15 protein-coding genes and 1 pseudogene are annotated in these 16,742 nt (G+C 64.5%); 8 read left to right on the top strand and 8 right to left on the bottom strand.

All coding sequences use genetic code 11. The features are described from left to right. Positions 1–66: 66 nt before the first annotated feature. From M2437_RS13260 to M2437_RS13230, 7 genes are read left to right on the top strand one after another with little or no spacing between them, the layout of a single operon-like run. On the top strand, positions 67–1,695 hold the full coding sequence (locus M2437_RS13260) for a hypothetical protein (protein ID WP_253387667.1): 1,629 nt from the start codon (positions 67–69) through the stop codon (positions 1,693–1,695). A 34-nt stretch (positions 1,696–1,729) separates the two neighbouring features. After that, a complete protein-coding gene (locus M2437_RS13255; protein ID WP_253387666.1) occupies positions 1,730–4,633 on the top strand; it encodes a phage tail tip lysozyme in 2,904 nt (967 codons plus the stop codon). A 51-nt stretch (positions 4,634–4,684) separates the two neighbouring features. Further along, complete coding sequence (locus M2437_RS13250; protein ID WP_253387665.1) at positions 4,685–7,294, top strand: hypothetical protein; 2,610 nt, start codon at positions 4,685–4,687, stop codon at positions 7,292–7,294. Position 7,295: 1 nt separating this feature from the next. Then, on the top strand, positions 7,296–7,886 hold the full coding sequence (locus M2437_RS13245; RefSeq protein WP_253387664.1) for a hypothetical protein: 591 nt from the start codon (positions 7,296–7,298) through the stop codon (positions 7,884–7,886). A 49-nt stretch (positions 7,887–7,935) separates the two neighbouring features. Beyond that, entirely contained in the window at positions 7,936–8,496 is a 561-nt protein-coding gene (locus M2437_RS13240) for a lysozyme (RefSeq protein ID WP_277570301.1), read from the top strand. Continuing rightward, the gene (locus M2437_RS13235) at positions 8,493–8,792 is read left to right on the top strand and encodes a hypothetical protein (RefSeq protein WP_253387662.1); all 300 of its coding nucleotides are present in this window, start codon (positions 8,493–8,495) and stop codon (positions 8,790–8,792) included. Before M2437_RS13240 ends, M2437_RS13235 begins: the two co-directional genes overlap by 4 nt. A gap of 1 nt (position 8,793) precedes the next feature. Next, positions 8,794–9,225 (top strand): hypothetical protein, encoded by a 432-nt coding sequence (locus tag M2437_RS13230; RefSeq protein WP_253387661.1) that lies wholly within the window; start codon positions 8,794–8,796, stop codon positions 9,223–9,225. A gap of 267 nt (positions 9,226–9,492) precedes the next feature. Here M2437_RS13230 and M2437_RS13225 read toward each other — a convergent pair whose 3' ends face one another. The 6 genes and pseudogenes from M2437_RS13225 to M2437_RS13200 all read right to left on the bottom strand — a co-directional run. After that, positions 9,493–9,846: a hypothetical protein gene (locus M2437_RS13225; protein ID WP_253387660.1), complete on the bottom strand. Its 354-nt coding sequence runs from the start codon at positions 9,844–9,846 to the stop codon at positions 9,493–9,495. Between the two features lie 86 nt (positions 9,847–9,932). Next, positions 9,933–10,826, bottom strand: a complete 894-nt coding sequence (locus M2437_RS13220; RefSeq protein ID WP_253389624.1) for a DNA-methyltransferase — start codon at positions 10,824–10,826, stop codon at positions 9,933–9,935. A 2-nt stretch (positions 10,827–10,828) separates the two neighbouring features. Beyond that, positions 10,829–11,440 carry a ribbon-helix-helix domain-containing protein gene (locus M2437_RS13215; RefSeq protein WP_253387659.1) on the bottom strand — a complete coding sequence of 204 codons (612 nt, stop codon included), beginning with the start codon at positions 11,438–11,440 and terminating at the stop codon, positions 10,829–10,831. Positions 11,441–11,513: 73 nt separating this feature from the next. Beyond that, positions 11,514–11,642 (bottom strand): hypothetical protein, encoded by a 129-nt coding sequence (locus tag M2437_RS13210; protein ID WP_277570300.1) that lies wholly within the window; start codon positions 11,640–11,642, stop codon positions 11,514–11,516. Between the two features lie 2 nt (positions 11,643–11,644). Further along, entirely contained in the window at positions 11,645–12,940 is a 1,296-nt protein-coding gene (locus M2437_RS13205; protein ID WP_253387658.1) for a tyrosine-type recombinase/integrase, read from the bottom strand. Between the two features lie 106 nt (positions 12,941–13,046). Next, a pseudogene (locus M2437_RS13200) lies at positions 13,047–13,523 on the bottom strand (arginase family protein); the annotation flags it as partial. A gap of 339 nt (positions 13,524–13,862) precedes the next feature. Between M2437_RS13200 and M2437_RS13195 the strand changes: the two are divergent. Beyond that, a complete protein-coding gene (locus M2437_RS13195) occupies positions 13,863–14,867 on the top strand; it encodes a lipid II:glycine glycyltransferase FemX (protein WP_253387656.1) in 1,005 nt (334 codons plus the stop codon). A 62-nt stretch (positions 14,868–14,929) separates the two neighbouring features. On the opposite strand, the gene M2437_RS13190 is transcribed toward M2437_RS13195, so the two are convergent. Together M2437_RS13190 and coaBC are read right to left on the bottom strand one after the other, a co-directional pair. Further along, positions 14,930–15,244: a hypothetical protein gene (locus tag M2437_RS13190; protein ID WP_003606831.1), complete on the bottom strand. Its 315-nt coding sequence runs from the start codon at positions 15,242–15,244 to the stop codon at positions 14,930–14,932. A 200-nt stretch (positions 15,245–15,444) separates the two neighbouring features. After that, complete coding sequence (coaBC, locus tag M2437_RS13185; protein ID WP_253387655.1) at positions 15,445–16,737, bottom strand: bifunctional phosphopantothenoylcysteine decarboxylase/phosphopantothenate--cysteine ligase CoaBC; 1,293 nt, start codon at positions 16,735–16,737, stop codon at positions 15,445–15,447. Positions 16,738–16,742: the final 5 nt, after the last annotated feature.

The following is a 16,742-nucleotide window of genomic DNA, read 5'->3' as shown; positions in this document are numbered from 1 at the left end:
ATGGGCGGCGGTGGTGCTGCCCCGAATGGTGGGGCTCCGCAGGTGGGCGCTCCGCAGGCGAACCCCGTGGGTGGCTTCCTGAGCCGCCTTGGTCTGGACGATCCCGATAAGCGTTCGCGCCTCGGTCAGAGCCTTATCGCGCTCGGCGGCTCGATGATGAAGGCGGGCGGCCCCTCGTATACGCCGACGAACTTTCTAGGCGCGGCCGGTGCGGGCATGGAGAGTTTCGCCAAGGTGTACGGGGCGAGCGGTGACGACGCGCTACGCCGCCAGTACCTCCAAGCGCAGATCGGTAATATGGGGGCGAACGCTCGTTTGCACGCTGTGCAAGCGGACGCCGCACAGCAGCAGGCCCGTGCGCGAGCCGAGTTCAACGGTCAGCCGGCTCCGGCCGGATCGGGTGCGATTATCGCAGGTGCACCCGCCCCCACGGCCCCCGGCGCTCCGATGCCGACCCAGGCTCCACAGGCCCCGGCTCCGGCCGCTCTGGGCGGCCCACAGGCGGCGCGACAGGCCCCCGGCGCTCCGCTCGACATTCGCCCGCCGATGGCGGGTCAGCCCGGCCCGCAGAACGCCCCACAGGCCCCGGCTCCGAACGCCCCGGCACCCGCTCCGATCCCCGCACAGGGCGGCTCGGAGGGTAGCGCGGTGATGGCGCGGATCGCCGAACTCAACGGCCTTGCGCAGCGCGCTCGCGCGGCCGGTTATGATGCGCTCTCGAACACCTACGTTGAGCAGGCGCTTGCGCTGGAGAAGCACGCCGCGTCGAAGGGCATGTACATGACCCGCGACGGCTCGCTCGCCAACGTACCGGGCTACGCCGCGGGTCTCGGTGCATCCGCTCAAGCGGAGGCTGCGGGCCGGGCCGGTGGTCAGCTACCCACGGAACTCCTCAAGATGGACCGCGAAAGCGAGCTTCGCCGCGAAGAGCAGGCGTTGACGGACGCGCATTCGGATAAGCGTTTTCAGCAGGAACAGACCATCCGCCGACAGGATGAGGCGGCGAAGGCGCAAGATGCTTCGAAGAAGACTTCCGAGGATCGCGGCAAGGAATTGAATGCCACTTGGAATGCGAACGAGTACAATAAGAAATTCCTCGGTGCGTCGAACATTCGCGCCGGGTTCGAGCGCGCTTACGCCGATAAGAGCGGCCTCGCGACGGCCAACCTTATTCTCGATTGGTATAAGCTCAACGATCCGGGTTCTGTCGTCTCCCAGAACGAAATGCAGACCCTTTCGACCAAGACGCAGAGCTTGAGCGAAGGCTTGATCGCATCAGTCAATGGGGCGCTCGCCGGCAATGGAATGAGCGATGAGAACAAGGCCAAGCTGTTGAAGAACATGGATGGCAAGTATCAGGACCAGCGCAAGACGTACGAGGCCCAGCGCGACAACCAGAGAAAGCTTGCCGGCACCATCAGCGGCCTCGATCCGATGATGGTCATCCCCGATCTCACCGAACTCCACTCGCCTTGGAAGTCGCCGCAGGAGATCGCAGCGGAGCGGGCGGCGTCGGAGACGGCGGGCCGCACCCGCGCGCTCGGCGGCGGTGGCACCCCGGCTCCCGCTCCGACCGCTCTCGGCGGTGGCGCTCCCTCGATCCCGACATTCGCGCCGAACGATCCGAAACTGCGTAGCCTAAAGAAGGGCGACCAGTTCCGCGGCACCGATGGGCAGCTTTATACGGTCAACTAAATTATAAAAACACTTCGAAAGGCCACATCTAAGAATGGCTAAGATCAGTCAAAACGCTCTGCTTCTTTATAACAAGTTCCTCGAACTCGGGATCAAGCCTCAGACGGCGGCCGGAGCCGTGGGTTCGATGATCGGCGAGAGCGGCGAGCGGCTGAACACCGCGGCGCGAAATCCCGGAGATGGTCGAGATGGAAGCGATTCCATTGGCATGGGCCAATGGAATCAGGGCAGAGCAACCGCGCTCAAGCGTACAGCGCAAGAAATGGGCGTGCCTTGGACGGATGTTCGGGCGCAGGTCGCGCACGTTGGCAACGAACTCAACGGATCGCATAGCCACGTTTTGAAGTCATTGCTTGCCGCTGGCGACGATGTACGTGCTGGCAATGACATCTGGACCAAACAGTACGAGATTCCAGCGAATGCGGGTGCGGTCGCACGGGCACGACTCGGCGACGGAATGAACTTCGCGCGTCAGGTCGGCGCGATGAGCCCCGAACAGATTCAGGCGATCACCGCGCAGTCTCAGACCGCCCCGGCGGAGCCGCGTACGCGCAGTGCCGGCCCCGCCCCCTCGGTCCGTGAGATGACTTCCGCAGGCGGGAACTTCGGCATGGGTGGTGACCCGCTCGCCGGAATGATCGCGCTCGGCGGTCTCCCCCGCTCGGAACAGCCTCAGACGCAGTTGGCGTCGGCCGATCCCGCGCAGGCCGATGCAATGACGGTCCGCGCGCTCGGTGGCGGCATGACGCCGGGTGGTGCCATGACACCCGGTGGTGCACTGCCCTCCGGCCCCGCTCCGATGCCCGCGCCGATCCCGGCCGCGCCGATCGAAGTCGCGCAGGCGGCTCCGGCCAATCCCTACGGCTCATTCGCGACACCCGTCATCACGGCGGCTCCGGTGCAGACCGACAACCCTTATGGTTCGTTCGCCTCCCCGATCCTCACTGGTCAGAGCGGTGCCACGCCCTCAGCCACGCAGCAGTACAAATTCGATGACGCGGCGGAAGCGCCGGCTCGCCTCCGCATGGAAGTTGAAGCGCTGAGCAAGCCGGAAGACCAGCTTGCGGCGCTTCGCAAGCACTATCCTACGGCGCAGCCTTACGATGGGGACAACTTCATCTATCAGAATGAGGCCGGCGCTTGGCAGCAGTTCAACCGCAAAGGCTGGATTCCCTCATGGGGTGACATCGCGGGCGCGGCCCCCTCGTTCGCGGAAGCCGTGGGTGGCGGTCTCGGTGCGCTCGGCGGTGGTGCCCTTGGTGCTCTGGCAGGCCCGGCCGCTCCGGCAGCGGTTCCGGCGGGAGCCATGGCGGGCGCAGCAGCGGGCGGCACGGCCGCGCGCGAGGCGGCGCAGCGTGGCATCAACTGGTGGAACGGTAACGGCGACACCCGCACCACGGGGGAACAACTCGGTGATGCCGCCATGACGGCCGGGGCGAATGCCATCGGTGAAGGCGCGGGCCGCCTTGTCGCCAAGGGTCTCGGATCAGCCGCCCGCGGTCTCGGTTGGGGCACTCAGGCGACGATCGGCGCGGGCGCGGATATGCGGGCGATCGGCGTTGAACCGACGCTCGGCATGGTGACGGGTAACGCTCCAACGCAGTACCTCGAACGTGCGGTCGGTGCGGTCCCGGTTGCGGGCTCGCGCGCCGCAGCGGCGGGTGATCGGGCGTTTCAGGCGGTCACCGCAGAGAACGATCGCATCCTGGCGGGCATGGCTTCGGCCTCGAATCCCAACGCCACCCCCGGCACGGCTCAGGAAGTCGGCGCGGCGCTGAAGGGCGCGGCGGGTGAGGCACAGGAACGCTTCCGACAGACCGCCGACGCCAATTACGGCGCGGTGGGTGCCCTGACCGGGGGCGTCCCGGTGCCGGGCAACGCCATGGGCGCGCTTGGCGCGGAACTCACACAGGAACTCGCGGGCATCTCCGCTTTCGGTCAGCGCACCTACGGGTCGCAGTTGAACGAAGCCGTGGGCATGGTCCAAGCGCTCAACACCGACATCGCCAACGGCGCGACCTTCGACAGCATGAAGGCCGCTCGGACCCAAATCGGGGCGATGCTGCGCGAGACGACCAACCGCGCCGAACAGGGCTACCTTGGTCGGATGTACGATGCCCTCTCGACAGAGATGGGACAGGCGGCGGACGCGGCCGGGGGTGGTGCGCGCTCCGCATGGCAAACGGCGGATTCCGCCTATCGCGCGGGCGTCGCCAAGGGCTCGCCCGTCAACGTCAACGAAAACCTCGCGCCGATCCTCGCGGCGAAGGTCGATGAAGACGTGCTGACCAACCTGTTGAAGGGCGCGGAGAAGGGCGGAAGCCGGATCGCGGCGGCCCGTCGCCAGATCGTCACCGGTCAGGGCAACGAGGCATGGGACGCATTCCAGACCGCCACCATCGAACGGCTCGGCTCGACGCCGGAGGGATTCAACTCGAACAAGTTCTTGAAGGGCTGGCAGGGGATGTCGGACGAGGCGAAGAACGCCTTGTTCTCCGGCACGGCCAATGAGGCGTATCGTTCCGATCTCGACCGGCTCGCGCGCGTCGCAGGCCAGTTGAAGCGGTACGGTAGCTCGGCGAACCATTCGAACACCGCCAACATCGGCGGGATGCAATCGGTGCTCGGTAAGGTCGGTCTTCTCGGTGGCGGCGCGATTGCCGGTCAGGTCGCGACAGTCGCCCGCGTCGGCGGCGGTTTGGTCGCGGGTGGTGGTCTGACGAAGACAGCCGATGTCCTTCTGACCTCGCCCACCGTCGTCGGATACCTCGCGGGACTGCCGCGTGCCCAGGTGCAGCGGGGCGGAGTGCAGCGGACCGTTGAAGGTCTGCTCTCCTACGCGGCCTCGCCCGGCCTCGAAGCGGGATTCCGCCAGAGCGTGACCGAACTCGCCCGCTCGATCGAAGAGTCTCAGCTTAAAGCAACGAAGAAGAAATAACATGGCGGTCGGATAAATATCCGAACGCCCAAAACTAATAATAGGAGCCGAATGGCCGACATCACCTCAAATACGTGGCGCGAACTCGACGCCGACAACACCGAACCGTCTCCGAACGGTCTCCCGCCCGGTATTCTCCCCTCGGAGCTTCACGCCCAGGGCCGCGCGGTGATGGGCGCGGTGAAGCGTGCTCACTCGCGATCGAACGTCATGGTGACTTCGACGGGCACCGGGAACACCTACGCCATCGCCTACACCGTGGGGCCGACCGCGTATGTGAAGGGGGAGGTGTTCCGGTTCTTCGCACACCTCACCAACACGGGCGCAGCGACCCTCAACATCAACGCGCTCGGCACACGCGCCCTTCTGCGCGCGGATGGCTCCCCGGTCGCAGCCGGTGAGATCGTCGCGGGACAGGTCGTCTCGGTGGCGTACGACGGGGTGAACTTCCTGGCGATCAGCATCACCGGCAAGGAATTCAAGAGCAACGTCAGCATCGCCCAGAACTCGGACGCGATCCTGACGCTTGAAGATACCGGCGCACCGAGCAACACGTTCCGCCGCAAGATGATCCTCAGCAGCCGCAACGTCAGCGGCGGCAACGATTGGCTGTTCCGTCAGGTGCGCGCCAGCGACGGCGCGAGCGAAGATTTTACGCTCAGAAGCGGCACCGGGGGCACCATTTGGACTACGGGCAACTTCGACCCCAATCTCAAGGCCAATCTTGCGGGCGCGACCTTCACCGGTCCGGTCCGTTTCCCTGGCGCGGGCAACAACGGATTCGAAGTCGGCACGGGCGACGGCGCAAGCTTCACGACCTACAACACGATGCTGCGAAGCCACTACGGCCTTGCGCTCGCGACCCACGATGGGACGGTCAACGGCGTTTGGGACAGCCGCGCGGGCGTGCTCGATGTGAAGGGTGCGCTGAAGGTCAACGGTCAGACCGCGTGGCACAGCGGCAACTTTACGCCGTCGCTGAAGGCGGACCTCAACTCGACGGTTCGCTTCACCGGCTCCTTCCTCGGCAGCGGGCAGGGCTACATCTACGGCGACCCCGGATCGCACAACGTCGTCCTTCGGTCCGGCACGGGCGAGAGCGCCACTCCCTACAAGTATGCGGCGCTTCAGGGCGATGTGTTCCGCACCTACAGCGTCGATATGCTGGCAGACGGAAACCTGCGGGCAACCGGCCGCGTCGTTGTCGGTGAGGGTCAGACCAGTTCCTACATCGAGATGCGTGATACCGATGAGGGTACGCGCTACGTTCACAACAATAGCGGCAACATCGGGTTCCTCGGAAACGATGCGCAATGGAAGTTGCGCGTCAACGATGCGGGACAGGTGTACACCGCACAATTGGGCGATCTCTCAACGCGGATCGATACGGTTGCCACTGCGCAAGGAAATCGCGGTCGCGACGAAGCGAACAACAACACGAACGCAAACTTCTTCAACAAGACGACTGGCACACAGCAGAACGTCAACAACATCCCGTCGTTCAACGCGGCGGCCATCGACATCGTGCGCGGTGGTGTGATGCGCGCTCGCTGGACCGTGGATGGTGGTGGAACCACAATCCTTCAGAACGGCGATAACGGCGACAACTTCTTCTACGTGACCACTGGTGGCGGCGTGTGGACCAAGCAGTTCGGCGATCTCAACAACCGCATCGAAAATCGCGCAGCCGATTGGGCGCGTCAGGAGTCGGTCGCGCGGGCCAATGAGCGCGTCGCCAAGACCGGCGACACGATGACGGGCGACCTGCATATCAACAAGGCATGGCCGACGCTCAACCTGACTTGGGGCGGCGTGCGGTCGGTGGGTTGGCAGGTCCGCGACGACGCGCAGACCTACCTTTGGGACCACACCGCCGGCACGTGGAACATGCGCGTCGATACGGGCGGCAACATCGTCGCGCGCGGCTCGGTCTACACCGGCAACGGCTCCGCGAACCTCGCGACGAACGGCGACGTTTGGGGCGCGGCGTGGGGTAATCGGTGGCTCTCGGCCCGTGTCAATGAGGTCGATGGGAACGCCAACAACCGCGTAGCCAAGACCGGCGACACCATGTCGGGCGACCTTGAAATCGGCAAAGCATACCCGAACCTCAAGCTTCACTATCACGGTGTTCGCATTTGGGACATTCAGGTGCGTGAGGATGGTCGTCTTTACTTTTGGGGTGGCGACGGTCAGGTCACGATGTCGGTTGGAACTGGCGGTGATATCAATACCCGCCAGTTGGGCGACCTGAACAACCGCATTGAAAACCGCGCTCGCGCATGGGCTGAGACCCGTCAGGCCAACCTTGGCTTCACACCGGTTGAGCAAGGTGGCGGTCCGTATCAGAGTGGCAACAAGGTGCGTCTTGGCTGGGATGGTTCTGCTCTTCGCGCCAGTATCGATGGCTACGATCACGAGCGCATCCTGCACCGCTCTTGGGTCAACCCCATCATCGACGTTCGCCTCGCCTATGCCGGCGACCTGTCGAACGACTGGAATAAAGATCAGAGCTACGCCGAACCCTATGGTGGTGGTGTGCTGACTTCGCGCTATGTGCAGTCGAATCAGTTTATCATCGATTCATGGAAGGGCGGACGTTGGAGATACTTGCAGAAGCAGGATAGTTACGGAAATTGGTATACAGTGGGATACGTTTGATATGAGTTATACGATCATCGATCATGGCACGTGGGTGCCCTATACACGCGAAGCCGTTGTCAGCCCGGAAGGTTTCCCGCTGGTGCCGGCCGGCACGATGTTCTGCCGGCGCGAGAGCGATGGCGCAGACTGGTACGACTTCTCTCGGGCGCAGGATTCGTTCGCCGCCGGGAGCATTCTCATCGCCTGTCTCAAGACGGATATCGGTTGGGTTACGCAGGGTGTCTTTGCGGACTTCGGACGAATGTTCCCCCAGAATCAAATGCTCATCGAGTTGCAGGGCTGGGAAGGTGAGAAGCCGCACAACGAATTTGGGATGAAGATTTACGATCCGGTTGCGCAGACCTTCACCGACATTTCGGTGCCGGCTCCCCAGGTCATCGTTTTCAAGAAGGATATTTGGGTGCGGGCGACCGATGCGGAAGCCGATACGATCGAAACGGTTCTGTCGCAGCAGACCACGCGCAAGCAGCGCATCTTCAACGAAGCGACGTATCTCGACCATGCCGACCCGTTCTTCGCAGAGTTGAAGGCAGGATTTATTGAGGCATTCGGCGAGGAACGTGCCGGAGAACTTCTCGCTGAATCGTAAACACCAGATTCGCGGGACTGAAAAGTTCCGGTGTTTCGCTAAATAGTTGATGAAAACCTCAACTGTTGGCAGGAGCCTTATCACCGAGTTCGAGGGTCTTCGTCTCACCGCCTACCGCTGTTCGGCGAACGTCCTTACGATTGGCGTGGGACACACCTCGGCGGCGGGTGCACCGAAGGTTGTCGCGGGGATGACGATCACCCGCGCGGAAGCCGACGCGATCCTCTCGCGCGATCTGGCGAAGTTCGAGCGGGCTGTTGCCGCTGCCGTCAACGTGCCGGTCAACCAGAACCAGTTCGACGCGCTGGTGAGCCTCGCCTTCAACATCGGCGACGGGGCATTCACCCGGAGCACGCTGGTGAAGCGGCTGAACGCTGGGGATTTCCAGGGCGCGGCTGAACAGTTCGCCGCGTGGAACAAGGTCAACCGGAAGGCGGTCGCGGGGCTCACCCGTCGCCGCGCCGCAGAGGCCAAGCTGTTCCGCACGGCCTTCGCCGCTCCCGTGGCGATCACCCCTTCCGTCCCGACCTCCGTCGCGCCCGAGGCGAAGCCTACGGCTCCCGGATTCCTGTCCGCTCTCCTCTCCCTGTTCCGTCGAAAGGCCGTATGAACCCCTTCACCTTCCTCCCCCTGGCGCTCCGCGTCCTCTCGACGCTCCGGCCGACTTCCCCGGCCGATGAGCCCGCACCCGCTCCGACGCCCACCAAGCGCCGTGGGAAGGCCGTAGAGCCGGCTCCGGCGGTGCCGAAGATCGTGCGGAAGAACTTCACCCCGCTCCTCCGCGCGGTGGCGGTGCTCATCGCGATCGGTGCCGGCTACTATCTCGGACAGATGGACGGCACCGCCGCACTCACGATGCTCGGTACGATCGATCTCGCCGGCATTCTCGCGCTGTTCGGTGGCTGAGGTGGGAGAGATCAACCAGAGTTTCGAGACCAAAGTCGAAGTCGCTCTGACCCGCATCGAAGAACGCCAAGTCGCTGCGAAGGATGATCTCGCGGGAATGCGTGAGCAGATGAAGTCGCAGTTTGAGCAAGTCCGATTGGAAGCAACCCATAAGCACAATAATCTGCGCTTCGAAATGGATAAGTACGAGAAAGAGCTTGATAGATTCGTCCCGCGTGCTGAAATCGAGGCGATGCACCGCGAAACGCAGCAGCACTGCGACACGAACCGCGCCGCGGTCGTCGCTCGCGTCGATACACTGACGGAGAAGGTTGACCGGTTCGGCTCTTTGGCCGGCAAACTCTTTTGGGCGCTTGTGAGCCTCGCCGGATCGGCCGCGCTTGGACTGGTCACATGGTTCGTCAAGATGGCGCTGAGCGGCACAACGCTCTGACTAAATAATCACGCAGAACCCATTGCGGCTTCTGTAGCAACCTAGAAGCAAATAATAAACGCATTGTTTGGGTGTCGCACACAACATCCCAACCAACTTTGGCCGGTCCCTCTGGGATCGGCCTTTTTAATTCGACACGCGCAGAGCGCTCCGGTATAAATAACTTCGGAACGGTTTTCTTGCAATTTACCGGTTCTTGATAGCTCAAAATCCAAATCCAGGCATCGGCCCCCAATCGTTTCGCGACGGTTGGGGGCTTTCTTGTTTTTACAAGTTGTTGTCAATGTACTTTACAATAAATGTCATCAATCCTTCTTTGTTCAATTGGTCTGGAAATTTTGGCCTGATAGTAGAGTCGTTGACGCGTTCGGCCAAAACCTCGTAACTATCCTCTCCGTGAACGGTTACTGTCACTTTGCTCAATTCATAAGCAAAAACGGCAACCCGCTTATCGACACGAGAGGATGTGAAAGGATTGATGTCTCTGGCGTAGGCTACAACTTGTTCCTTGAGATCAGTTGCAATCCCACGAAGCTCGGCTTCGCGCTCGCGTTCACTGCGATCTGCGGCTTCGCGTTCAGCGCGAACCTTTTGTTCATGCTCTTTGAAATTGAAATCCATCTCGACAGCCTCCCAACGGTCCGGCGGGAGACAACGCAGGGCGGGTGGGAACGATCCCCCAACAGTGGGCGGCGGGAATGGGCGTCTCAGGCGACAGCATTCCGCCCCGATCTCTGCCGGAGGCTCCGCCACCGTTCGTCTTCGCGCTCGGCGGGCGTCGGCTTCCGTTGGACCACCCGGCGCAGTTCGTCTCCGAGTTCGTCCAACACCGGGGCGGGTTGCAGCATCGCTTGCGCATCCCCCAACCGTTTCGCGGCGATGGCGAAGTGTTTGTCGAGCAATTCGAAGCCGACGAACTCGCGCCCCGTTTCCAGGCACGCCACCCCGGTTGATCCGCTCCCCATCGTTGGGTCGAGCACCACCCCACCGGCATTCGTATACGTCTCGATCAAGTACCGGAGCAGCGCGACGGGCTTTTGGGTGGGTATCAGTTGCACCGGATCGCGTGCGAACTCTAGCAGGTGGTGCGGTTGCACCGTGTCATAGACGCGGTGATCGCCCCCGTTGGGCAGGCGGTTCCACGGGCTAGGCTTATAGATCGACCCGGCGGAGCGCCGATAATAATGCTTGTACGGGCGATCCCGTTTCGTCGTCTGGGCGTTGTAGGTTGCGGATCGTGGAGTTCGCCCAAAAACCAGCACCTCTTCGATGATCCGCATCGGTTGACGGTTCGAAAGAAAGTGCCCGGTGGGGCGATCCTTCTTCCAATACCAGAGGTTTCGATAGAACTTCCGATTCGACGCAATCACATCGGTGGTGAAGGGCTGAGAAGCAAACATCAGGCACACCCCGGCAGGCGTCAAAACGCGCTCGATCTCCGGCCAAAGCGCGGCGAACGGCAACAGCCGGTCCCAGGTGGCGGCAGTAGTGCCGTACGGGGGATCGCAGACGATCAAATCGACCGAATGCGCCGGAACGTCGCGAAACAGGTCGAGACAGTTCCCGCTATGCAGGCGGAGGGCAGGAAGAACGCGGGTCATGGTCAAGCCGCGTCCGCCGGATCAATCTCCGTCGTTTCCTTCAACGATGGGTGAAGCTCCGGGAGCCGCGCCTTCGTGCGGCGGAGATCGATCCGTATCCCATCGAGTTCATCGCGCGTCATCGTGTACAATTCGAAATTGCTGTCGCCGGGGAAGCCTGCGACGTACCGGCCATCGAGCTTGCCGTCGCGCTTGTACAGACCCACCGTGAGCCCGCGCGTCGCGATGAGGTAGCCCAGGGCGTCGAGGGCTCGGCGCTGCTTCAGGCGGAGCCAATCCTGCCCCGCCTCGCGCGCGGCGAGTTCCGCCATCGTCTCATCCGTGTGGATACCCTCGCTCGGATCGATCCCGGCATTCCGGTCGAAGTCATCGATCCCCCAGCGCCGATCGGCGAGCCCGTCGAGGGCGGCGCGGGCCGCTGTCTGGATCAGGTGATCCCGCTCCACGTCCGCCGATTCCTGTTCGAGGAACGCTTCGATCGCCTGTTCCAAGATCGCTTCAACCGTCGTTTCACGGTCGATCGCGAGGTGCTTCAGCCGCTTGTGGAGTTCTTTCGCGATATGCGCTTGAACGAGCGACTTCCCGTCGCGATCGGTGCGTCTGGCGCGGGCCATGGTCGGGGTTTCGGTTGGCATACCATCATACCAACCGGAGAATCCTACCAACCGGTTAGCCCGACCAGCGCTGTCAGTGGATGGTCACGCCCATCATCTCACAAATCCGTTCGAGCAGCGCCAACGCCTCTTCATGCTGGCCTTGGCGAACCATTTCCTCAGCCGCTTTAAGCAGGTGCTCGATGGTGGCGTCGCGGGTCATCGTCAGTAGCCGATCTTATCAATCCAGCGCTTCAAGACGGCGACAGGGTATCCCCGGCCGTAGCTCGCGTGCACGGTCTCCGTCTCATGCCCGACGATCTGATGCTGGACATCGAGCGGGCACCCGGCGGCGCGAAGCCGATCGTGGGCGCGGTGGCGCAGGCTGTAGACGACCTTGCGCGGATCGGTGATGCCGGTTCGCCGCATCGAGTAGAGCAAGTTTTTGGACACGTTCCGAATGTCGTTGTCGAAAAGCGGTCCGGTGATCCGGGCGGGAAGGTGCGGGAGCAGGGCAGTCGGCAGGGGCACCCGCCGCTCCGATGTCTCAGTCTTTTGGCCGATGATGATGTAACGGATGCCGTTTTCCTCAAATTCTTCCGTCGCGGCGAAGCATTCGGAATGTCGCATCCCCGTGGTCGCGCACATGAGCCAGAGAAGGCGTTCATTCGCCTTGAGCCGTGGCAGGAGATTGTTGCGACACAGCTTCATATCGGCCTCCGTCAACGGAAGGCGTTTCAGGTTGTCCTTTTTCTTGTCTACCACATTGAAAAACGGATTTGTCTGAGGGCCGCCATTTTCGGCCCAATGCGTCAGGGGGCCGCGAAGATACATGATCCTCTTCTGGATCGTCGCCGTTTTCCAATTGGTGGTTTCGCGAAGGTGCGTCACGTAGGCCCGGCCATCGGCGCGGGTGCATTCGGCCATGCTCCGCCCATCGACAAATTTTTTGAAGTCGTCCCAGGCGACGCGGGATTCTTTTTCGTAATCCCGCCCACGGGGTTCCAGCGCCAGATACTCTTCCAAGATCGCCCGTTCTTTATCCGCAGGCTTTTTCTCGGCCGGGGGAGGGGAGGGCTTCACCACTCTGGGCATCGGGGGGCGTCCCGCCAGCGCGTCGATGTCCGCCGCCTCCGCGTGGGTGAAGCTCAACTCCACACCGCGTCGCACGGTGTTCGGCTCGATGCGGATGATTTCCCCCGCTGCGTCGAGGAATGTCAGGGATTCGGTCGTCGCCAGCACCCGCCCGTCTGGGGTGTCGTGCATCCGGCCGGGGGCGAACTGGTATCGTTCAACCGCCGACATTCCGCCGCGGCTTTTCATGCGCACCAAGTGGAGGAATACCTTGTGCGCCTTGATCTCCTCCGCCGCCGCGATCTCCGCCAGCGCGCGATCGGTCGTGCCCAACGAGCGCTCAATCTTCCGCGGCTTCGCGCCGTCGCTGGCAGGCATCACCAGCCGGAGGTGCCAAAACGCACTTCCCTGTCGTTTGAACAGATATTTTCCGGGTCGCCCGACCATCGTCCGCCCATTGTCCGGCAGTGTTGTTCGAGGCCATTGTACGGCATATTGTCCGGCAGAAAAAGCATTGGTTTTAAAGCGCTTTTCCCGATTTTCAGGGAATCGTGCCGCTGACCGTGAGCGGCACGATCCCGGCCTCGGCGAGCGGCCGGTAGAACGCCTCGATCCGCCGGGCGGTCTCGGCGGCGTCCACCGGGTTGACCGGCACGTCGCCGAGATCGGCGCAGGCCGCCAGGGCGTAGGGCGCCACCCCCGTGGCGTGGTTGAGCGCCCGCGTACCGGTGGAGGCCTCGCGCACGGCCCGCGGCCCGAGCCGGGCACCGGGGCGGTTGGTGGTGGTGCCGTCGAAGGGGATGCCGATCAGGCCGATCTCGACCAGTCCAGTCCCTTCGCCAGTCCCTTCGCCAGTCCCTTCGCCAGCCCCTTCGCCGGCCCCGTCTCCCACCGCCTCGACGGGATCGAGCACCGGCAGCCGCATAAAGCTCGCCAGCCCCGAGAAGCGTGGTGTCAGCATCCCCGAGGCCGGCTGGAACCGCGCCAGCCGTTCCGCCCGCGCGCCCGCCGATTCGCTCTCATCCGCCATGACGATCCTCCCCGGCGCGGCGTCTTCACAGCCACTTGCAGCGATGGTGCGATCTCACCCGCGCTCCGCATCAAGCCGCCCGTCTCCTCCGGCCGCAAGCCGTTTCATGAAGCCGTTTCATCAACCGGTTTCCTGGCCGCAGCGTCATGCGCCTGTCGCGGCCGGCGCAGACTACGCAAGGGGCTCCGGCGAGCGGATACATTCGCTTGCGATGGCGTTGCGCATCGGAGCACGATACCGCCAAGCCTGATCGCGCAAGCCTGATCGAGACGTCGGGCACGCGCTCGAGAGACGTCGTCCGGCTGGCGGGGAGAGCGAGCGGACAGGAGAGGGCGGTTCATGACAGCTCAGGTCGCGGTCATCGACCGTTCGGGGGCCGAGGATTGGGATGAGATCCTCTGGCAGCAGCCGGCCGCCAACCTCTACGCGTCCCGGAGCTGGGGCCAGTACAAGAGCCGGCTCGGCTGGACCGTCCGGCAGGTCGCCCTGAACGACAACGGCGCGGATCTCGCCTACATCCAGTACCAGGAGCGCCGCACCGGCCCCGTGCGCCGGATCCTCGTGCAGGGGGGGGCGGTCCTCACCGCCCGCGGGCAGTTCCGGGCTGAAGCGGTGCTCGCCGCCTTCATCGGCCATCTCGCCCTGCGCCCGGCGGACCTGCTCGCGGTGAAGAGCTACCGGCCTCAGGATCCGGAGGGGGTCACCGCCCTGCTGTCGCACGGCTTCGTGCCCGTCGTGACGGCGATGGATCACACGATCGAACTCGACCTGACACCGGACACGGACGCGATCCTGGCCGCGGCCGACCGGCGCTGGCGGCGCGAGGTCAACAAGGCGACGGGACAGCCCGATCTCACCGCTGTCTTCCTGACGGACCGGGACGAGCGGCTGCGGGCCTTCGACACCTTCGTGCGGATGTATGCCGCCCTCCAGCAGCGCAAGGGCTTCTCGAGCGGCCTCGACACGGCCGCCTATCGCGACCTCGCGGCGTCCGATCCGCACCTGCTCTTCCTCGAAATCCGCCAGGGCGGAGAACCGATCCTGGTGCGCATCGTCCACACCGCGCGGGCCGTGTGGACCGATTTCTTCACGGCCTCGGACGAGCGGGCACGATCGACCGGTGCCGCCACCCTCGCCGTCTGGCGGATCATCGAGCGCGCCCGGCAGGAGGGCGCCAGCCGCTTCGATTTCGGCGGTGTCGATCCGGCCGGCAACCGCGGCGTCTTCGATTTCAAGCGGGCCTTGAGCCGCAACGTGATCCAGAGCGGTCCGACCTGGATCTACGCACGCAACGCCTTCATCCGCCGCGCCGCCGCGACCGCCCTGTTCCTGCGCGCGATCTGAGCCGCGGCCGCCGGCCAGGGAGGGCCGGGCGCGCTACCCCGCCCTCCCCTCGGTGCAGGGGCTCAGCCCCGCTGCTTTGCGCGTAGGCTGCTGGCGTCGCCCGAGGTGTTCGTCATCGGCCCGGCCGGGCCGCTCGAATTGGCCTCTTCCTCGCCGGTGCGGCCTCCGCCTTGGCGGGCGCCGACATGGTCGTGGTACTGCTCGGTCTGGACGTGGCGGCTGTCGAGGCCGCGCTGGTCGGTGTGCCGGGACTTGTCGCGGTTGCTCAGCACCTCGTTCTCGCCGAGGATGCCCTCGGGCAGATCGGTCATGGCGCCGCTGCCGTCGCCCTTGCCCTGCGCGCCGGGGCCCATGCTGTGCCGGTCGGCCTTGGCCATGATGTCGCTCCTGTCGCTGTGAATGACGTGGAGGGAAGATCTGGGCACGGAGCCGAAGAGGGCAAGCTGAGCAGAAGAAAACTTATAGGTCTTTTGCGCGGGAACATTTCCGCTCGCCGGACGGCCGCGTTTTGCATGCCGGGCAACGGCCGCATAGGCTCCTGCCGAACCGCGAATACGCTCCGAGGGGCCGGAGATGTTCAGGTGGACTTCGCCGCGAGCAATTCCGCAAACCGCGCCACCAGCCGCCGTGCGACCTCCTCCTTGCCGAGCTTCGGCCAAGTCTCGACACGGCTCCCGACGCCGCCGTCGCGGGCGACGAGGTGGACGGTGTTCTCGGTGCCGCCCATGACCCCGCCCTCCGCCGAGACGTCGTTGGCCACGATCCAGTCGCAGCCCTTCCGCGCGATCTTCTTCTGCGCGTTCACGATCACGTCGTCGGTCTCGGCGGCAAAGCCTACGACGAGGGGCGGGCGCCCTTCGCTCCGGCCGGCGATGGTGGCGAGGATGTCCGGATTCTCGACGAGCTGCAGGGGGGCGGGCGTGCTGCCGTCCTTCTTGATCTTGCCCGCCCGGGTCTCGGCCGGGCGCCAGTCGCCGACCGCGGCGGCGAAGATCGCGAGATCGGCGGGCAGGGCCGCCTCGACCGCGGCGAGCATCTCGCGGGCGCTCTCGACCCGCACCACGGTGACGCCCGCCGGATCGGGGATCGCCACCGGCCCCGAGACCAGGGTGACGCGGGCGCCGGCCTCGGCCGCGGCGGCGGCGACCGCGTGGCCCTGCCGCCCCGAGGAGCGGTTGGCGAGGTAGCGCACCGGATCGATCGGCTCGTGGGTCGGCCCCGAGGTGACGAGCACGTGCCGCCCCGCCAGCGGCTTTTTTGGGATTTCATGGCCCGCCAGGAACCCGATGCCGGCGCCCCCCGAGCGTTGCGCCAGCAGGGCTTCGAGCGCGTCGGCGATCTCGTGCGGCGCGGCCAGGCGCCCGGGGCCGAACTCGGCCTCGGCCATGGCGCCCTCATTGGGGCCGATCACCGCGACGCCGTCGGCCTTCAAGGTCGCGAGGTTCCGCTGTGTCGCCGGATGCTGCCACATCCGCACGTTCATGGCCGGGGCGATCAGGATCGGCAGGGTGGTGGCGAGCAGCACCGTCGAGGCGAGGTCCGGCGCGTGGCCGGTCGCCATCCGCGCCATCAGGTTGGCGGTGGCCGGCGCCACCACGATGGCGTCGGCGTCGCGGGCGAGCTTGATATGGCCGATATCGGCCTCGCTCTCCCGGTCGAACAGGTCGGTATGGGTCCGCTCCCCGGCCAGCGCGGCGGCGGCCAGCGGCGTGACGAACTCTTGGGCCGAGTCGGTCAGCAGCGGACGCACCTGCGCCCCGCGCTCGCGAAGGCGCCGGATCAGGTCGAGCGCCTTGTAGGCGGCGATGCCGCCGCCGACGATCAGGAGGATGCGGCGGCCGGCAAGCGGTTTTGGAGACGGAGAAGACATGAGGG

It is taken from the genome of Methylorubrum pseudosasae (assembly GCF_029504475.1).
GTDB classification, from domain to species: domain Bacteria; phylum Pseudomonadota; class Alphaproteobacteria; order Rhizobiales; family Beijerinckiaceae; genus Methylobacterium; species Methylobacterium extorquens.
This window is presented reverse-complemented; position numbering and strand designations above follow the sequence as displayed.

Bases quoted from the DNA above. Each gene is read 5' to 3' on its own strand.
- M2437_RS13255 (WP_253387666.1), top strand. From the start codon at position 1,730: ATGGCTAAGATCAGTCAAAACGCTCTGCTTCTTTATAACAAGTTCCTC.
- M2437_RS13250 (WP_253387665.1), top strand. From the start codon at position 4,685: ATGGCCGACATCACCTCAAATACGTGGCGCGAACTCGACGCCGACAAC.
- M2437_RS13245 (WP_253387664.1), top strand. From the start codon at position 7,296: ATGAGTTATACGATCATCGATCATGGCACGTGGGTGCCCTATACACGC.
- M2437_RS13240 (WP_277570301.1), top strand. From the start codon at position 7,936: ATGAAAACCTCAACTGTTGGCAGGAGCCTTATCACCGAGTTCGAGGGT.
- M2437_RS13235 (WP_253387662.1), top strand. From the start codon at position 8,493: ATGAACCCCTTCACCTTCCTCCCCCTGGCGCTCCGCGTCCTCTCGACG.
- M2437_RS13225 (WP_253387660.1), bottom strand. From the start codon at position 9,846: ATGGATTTCAATTTCAAAGAGCATGAACAAAAGGTTCGCGCTGAACGC.
- M2437_RS13220 (WP_253389624.1), bottom strand. From the start codon at position 10,826: ATGACCCGCGTTCTTCCTGCCCTCCGCCTGCATAGCGGGAACTGTCTC.
- M2437_RS13215 (WP_253387659.1), bottom strand. From the start codon at position 11,440: ATGGCCCGCGCCAGACGCACCGATCGCGACGGGAAGTCGCTCGTTCAA.
- M2437_RS13210 (WP_277570300.1), bottom strand. From the start codon at position 11,642: ATGACCCGCGACGCCACCATCGAGCACCTGCTTAAAGCGGCTGAGGAA.
- M2437_RS13205 (WP_253387658.1), bottom strand. From the start codon at position 12,940: ATGGTCGGGCGACCCGGAAAATATCTGTTCAAACGACAGGGAAGTGCG.
- M2437_RS13195 (WP_253387656.1), top strand. From the start codon at position 13,863: ATGACAGCTCAGGTCGCGGTCATCGACCGTTCGGGGGCCGAGGATTGG.
- M2437_RS13190 (WP_003606831.1), bottom strand. From the start codon at position 15,244: ATGGCCAAGGCCGACCGGCACAGCATGGGCCCCGGCGCGCAGGGCAAG.
- coaBC (WP_253387655.1), bottom strand. From the start codon at position 16,737: ATGTCTTCTCCGTCTCCAAAACCGCTTGCCGGCCGCCGCATCCTCCTG.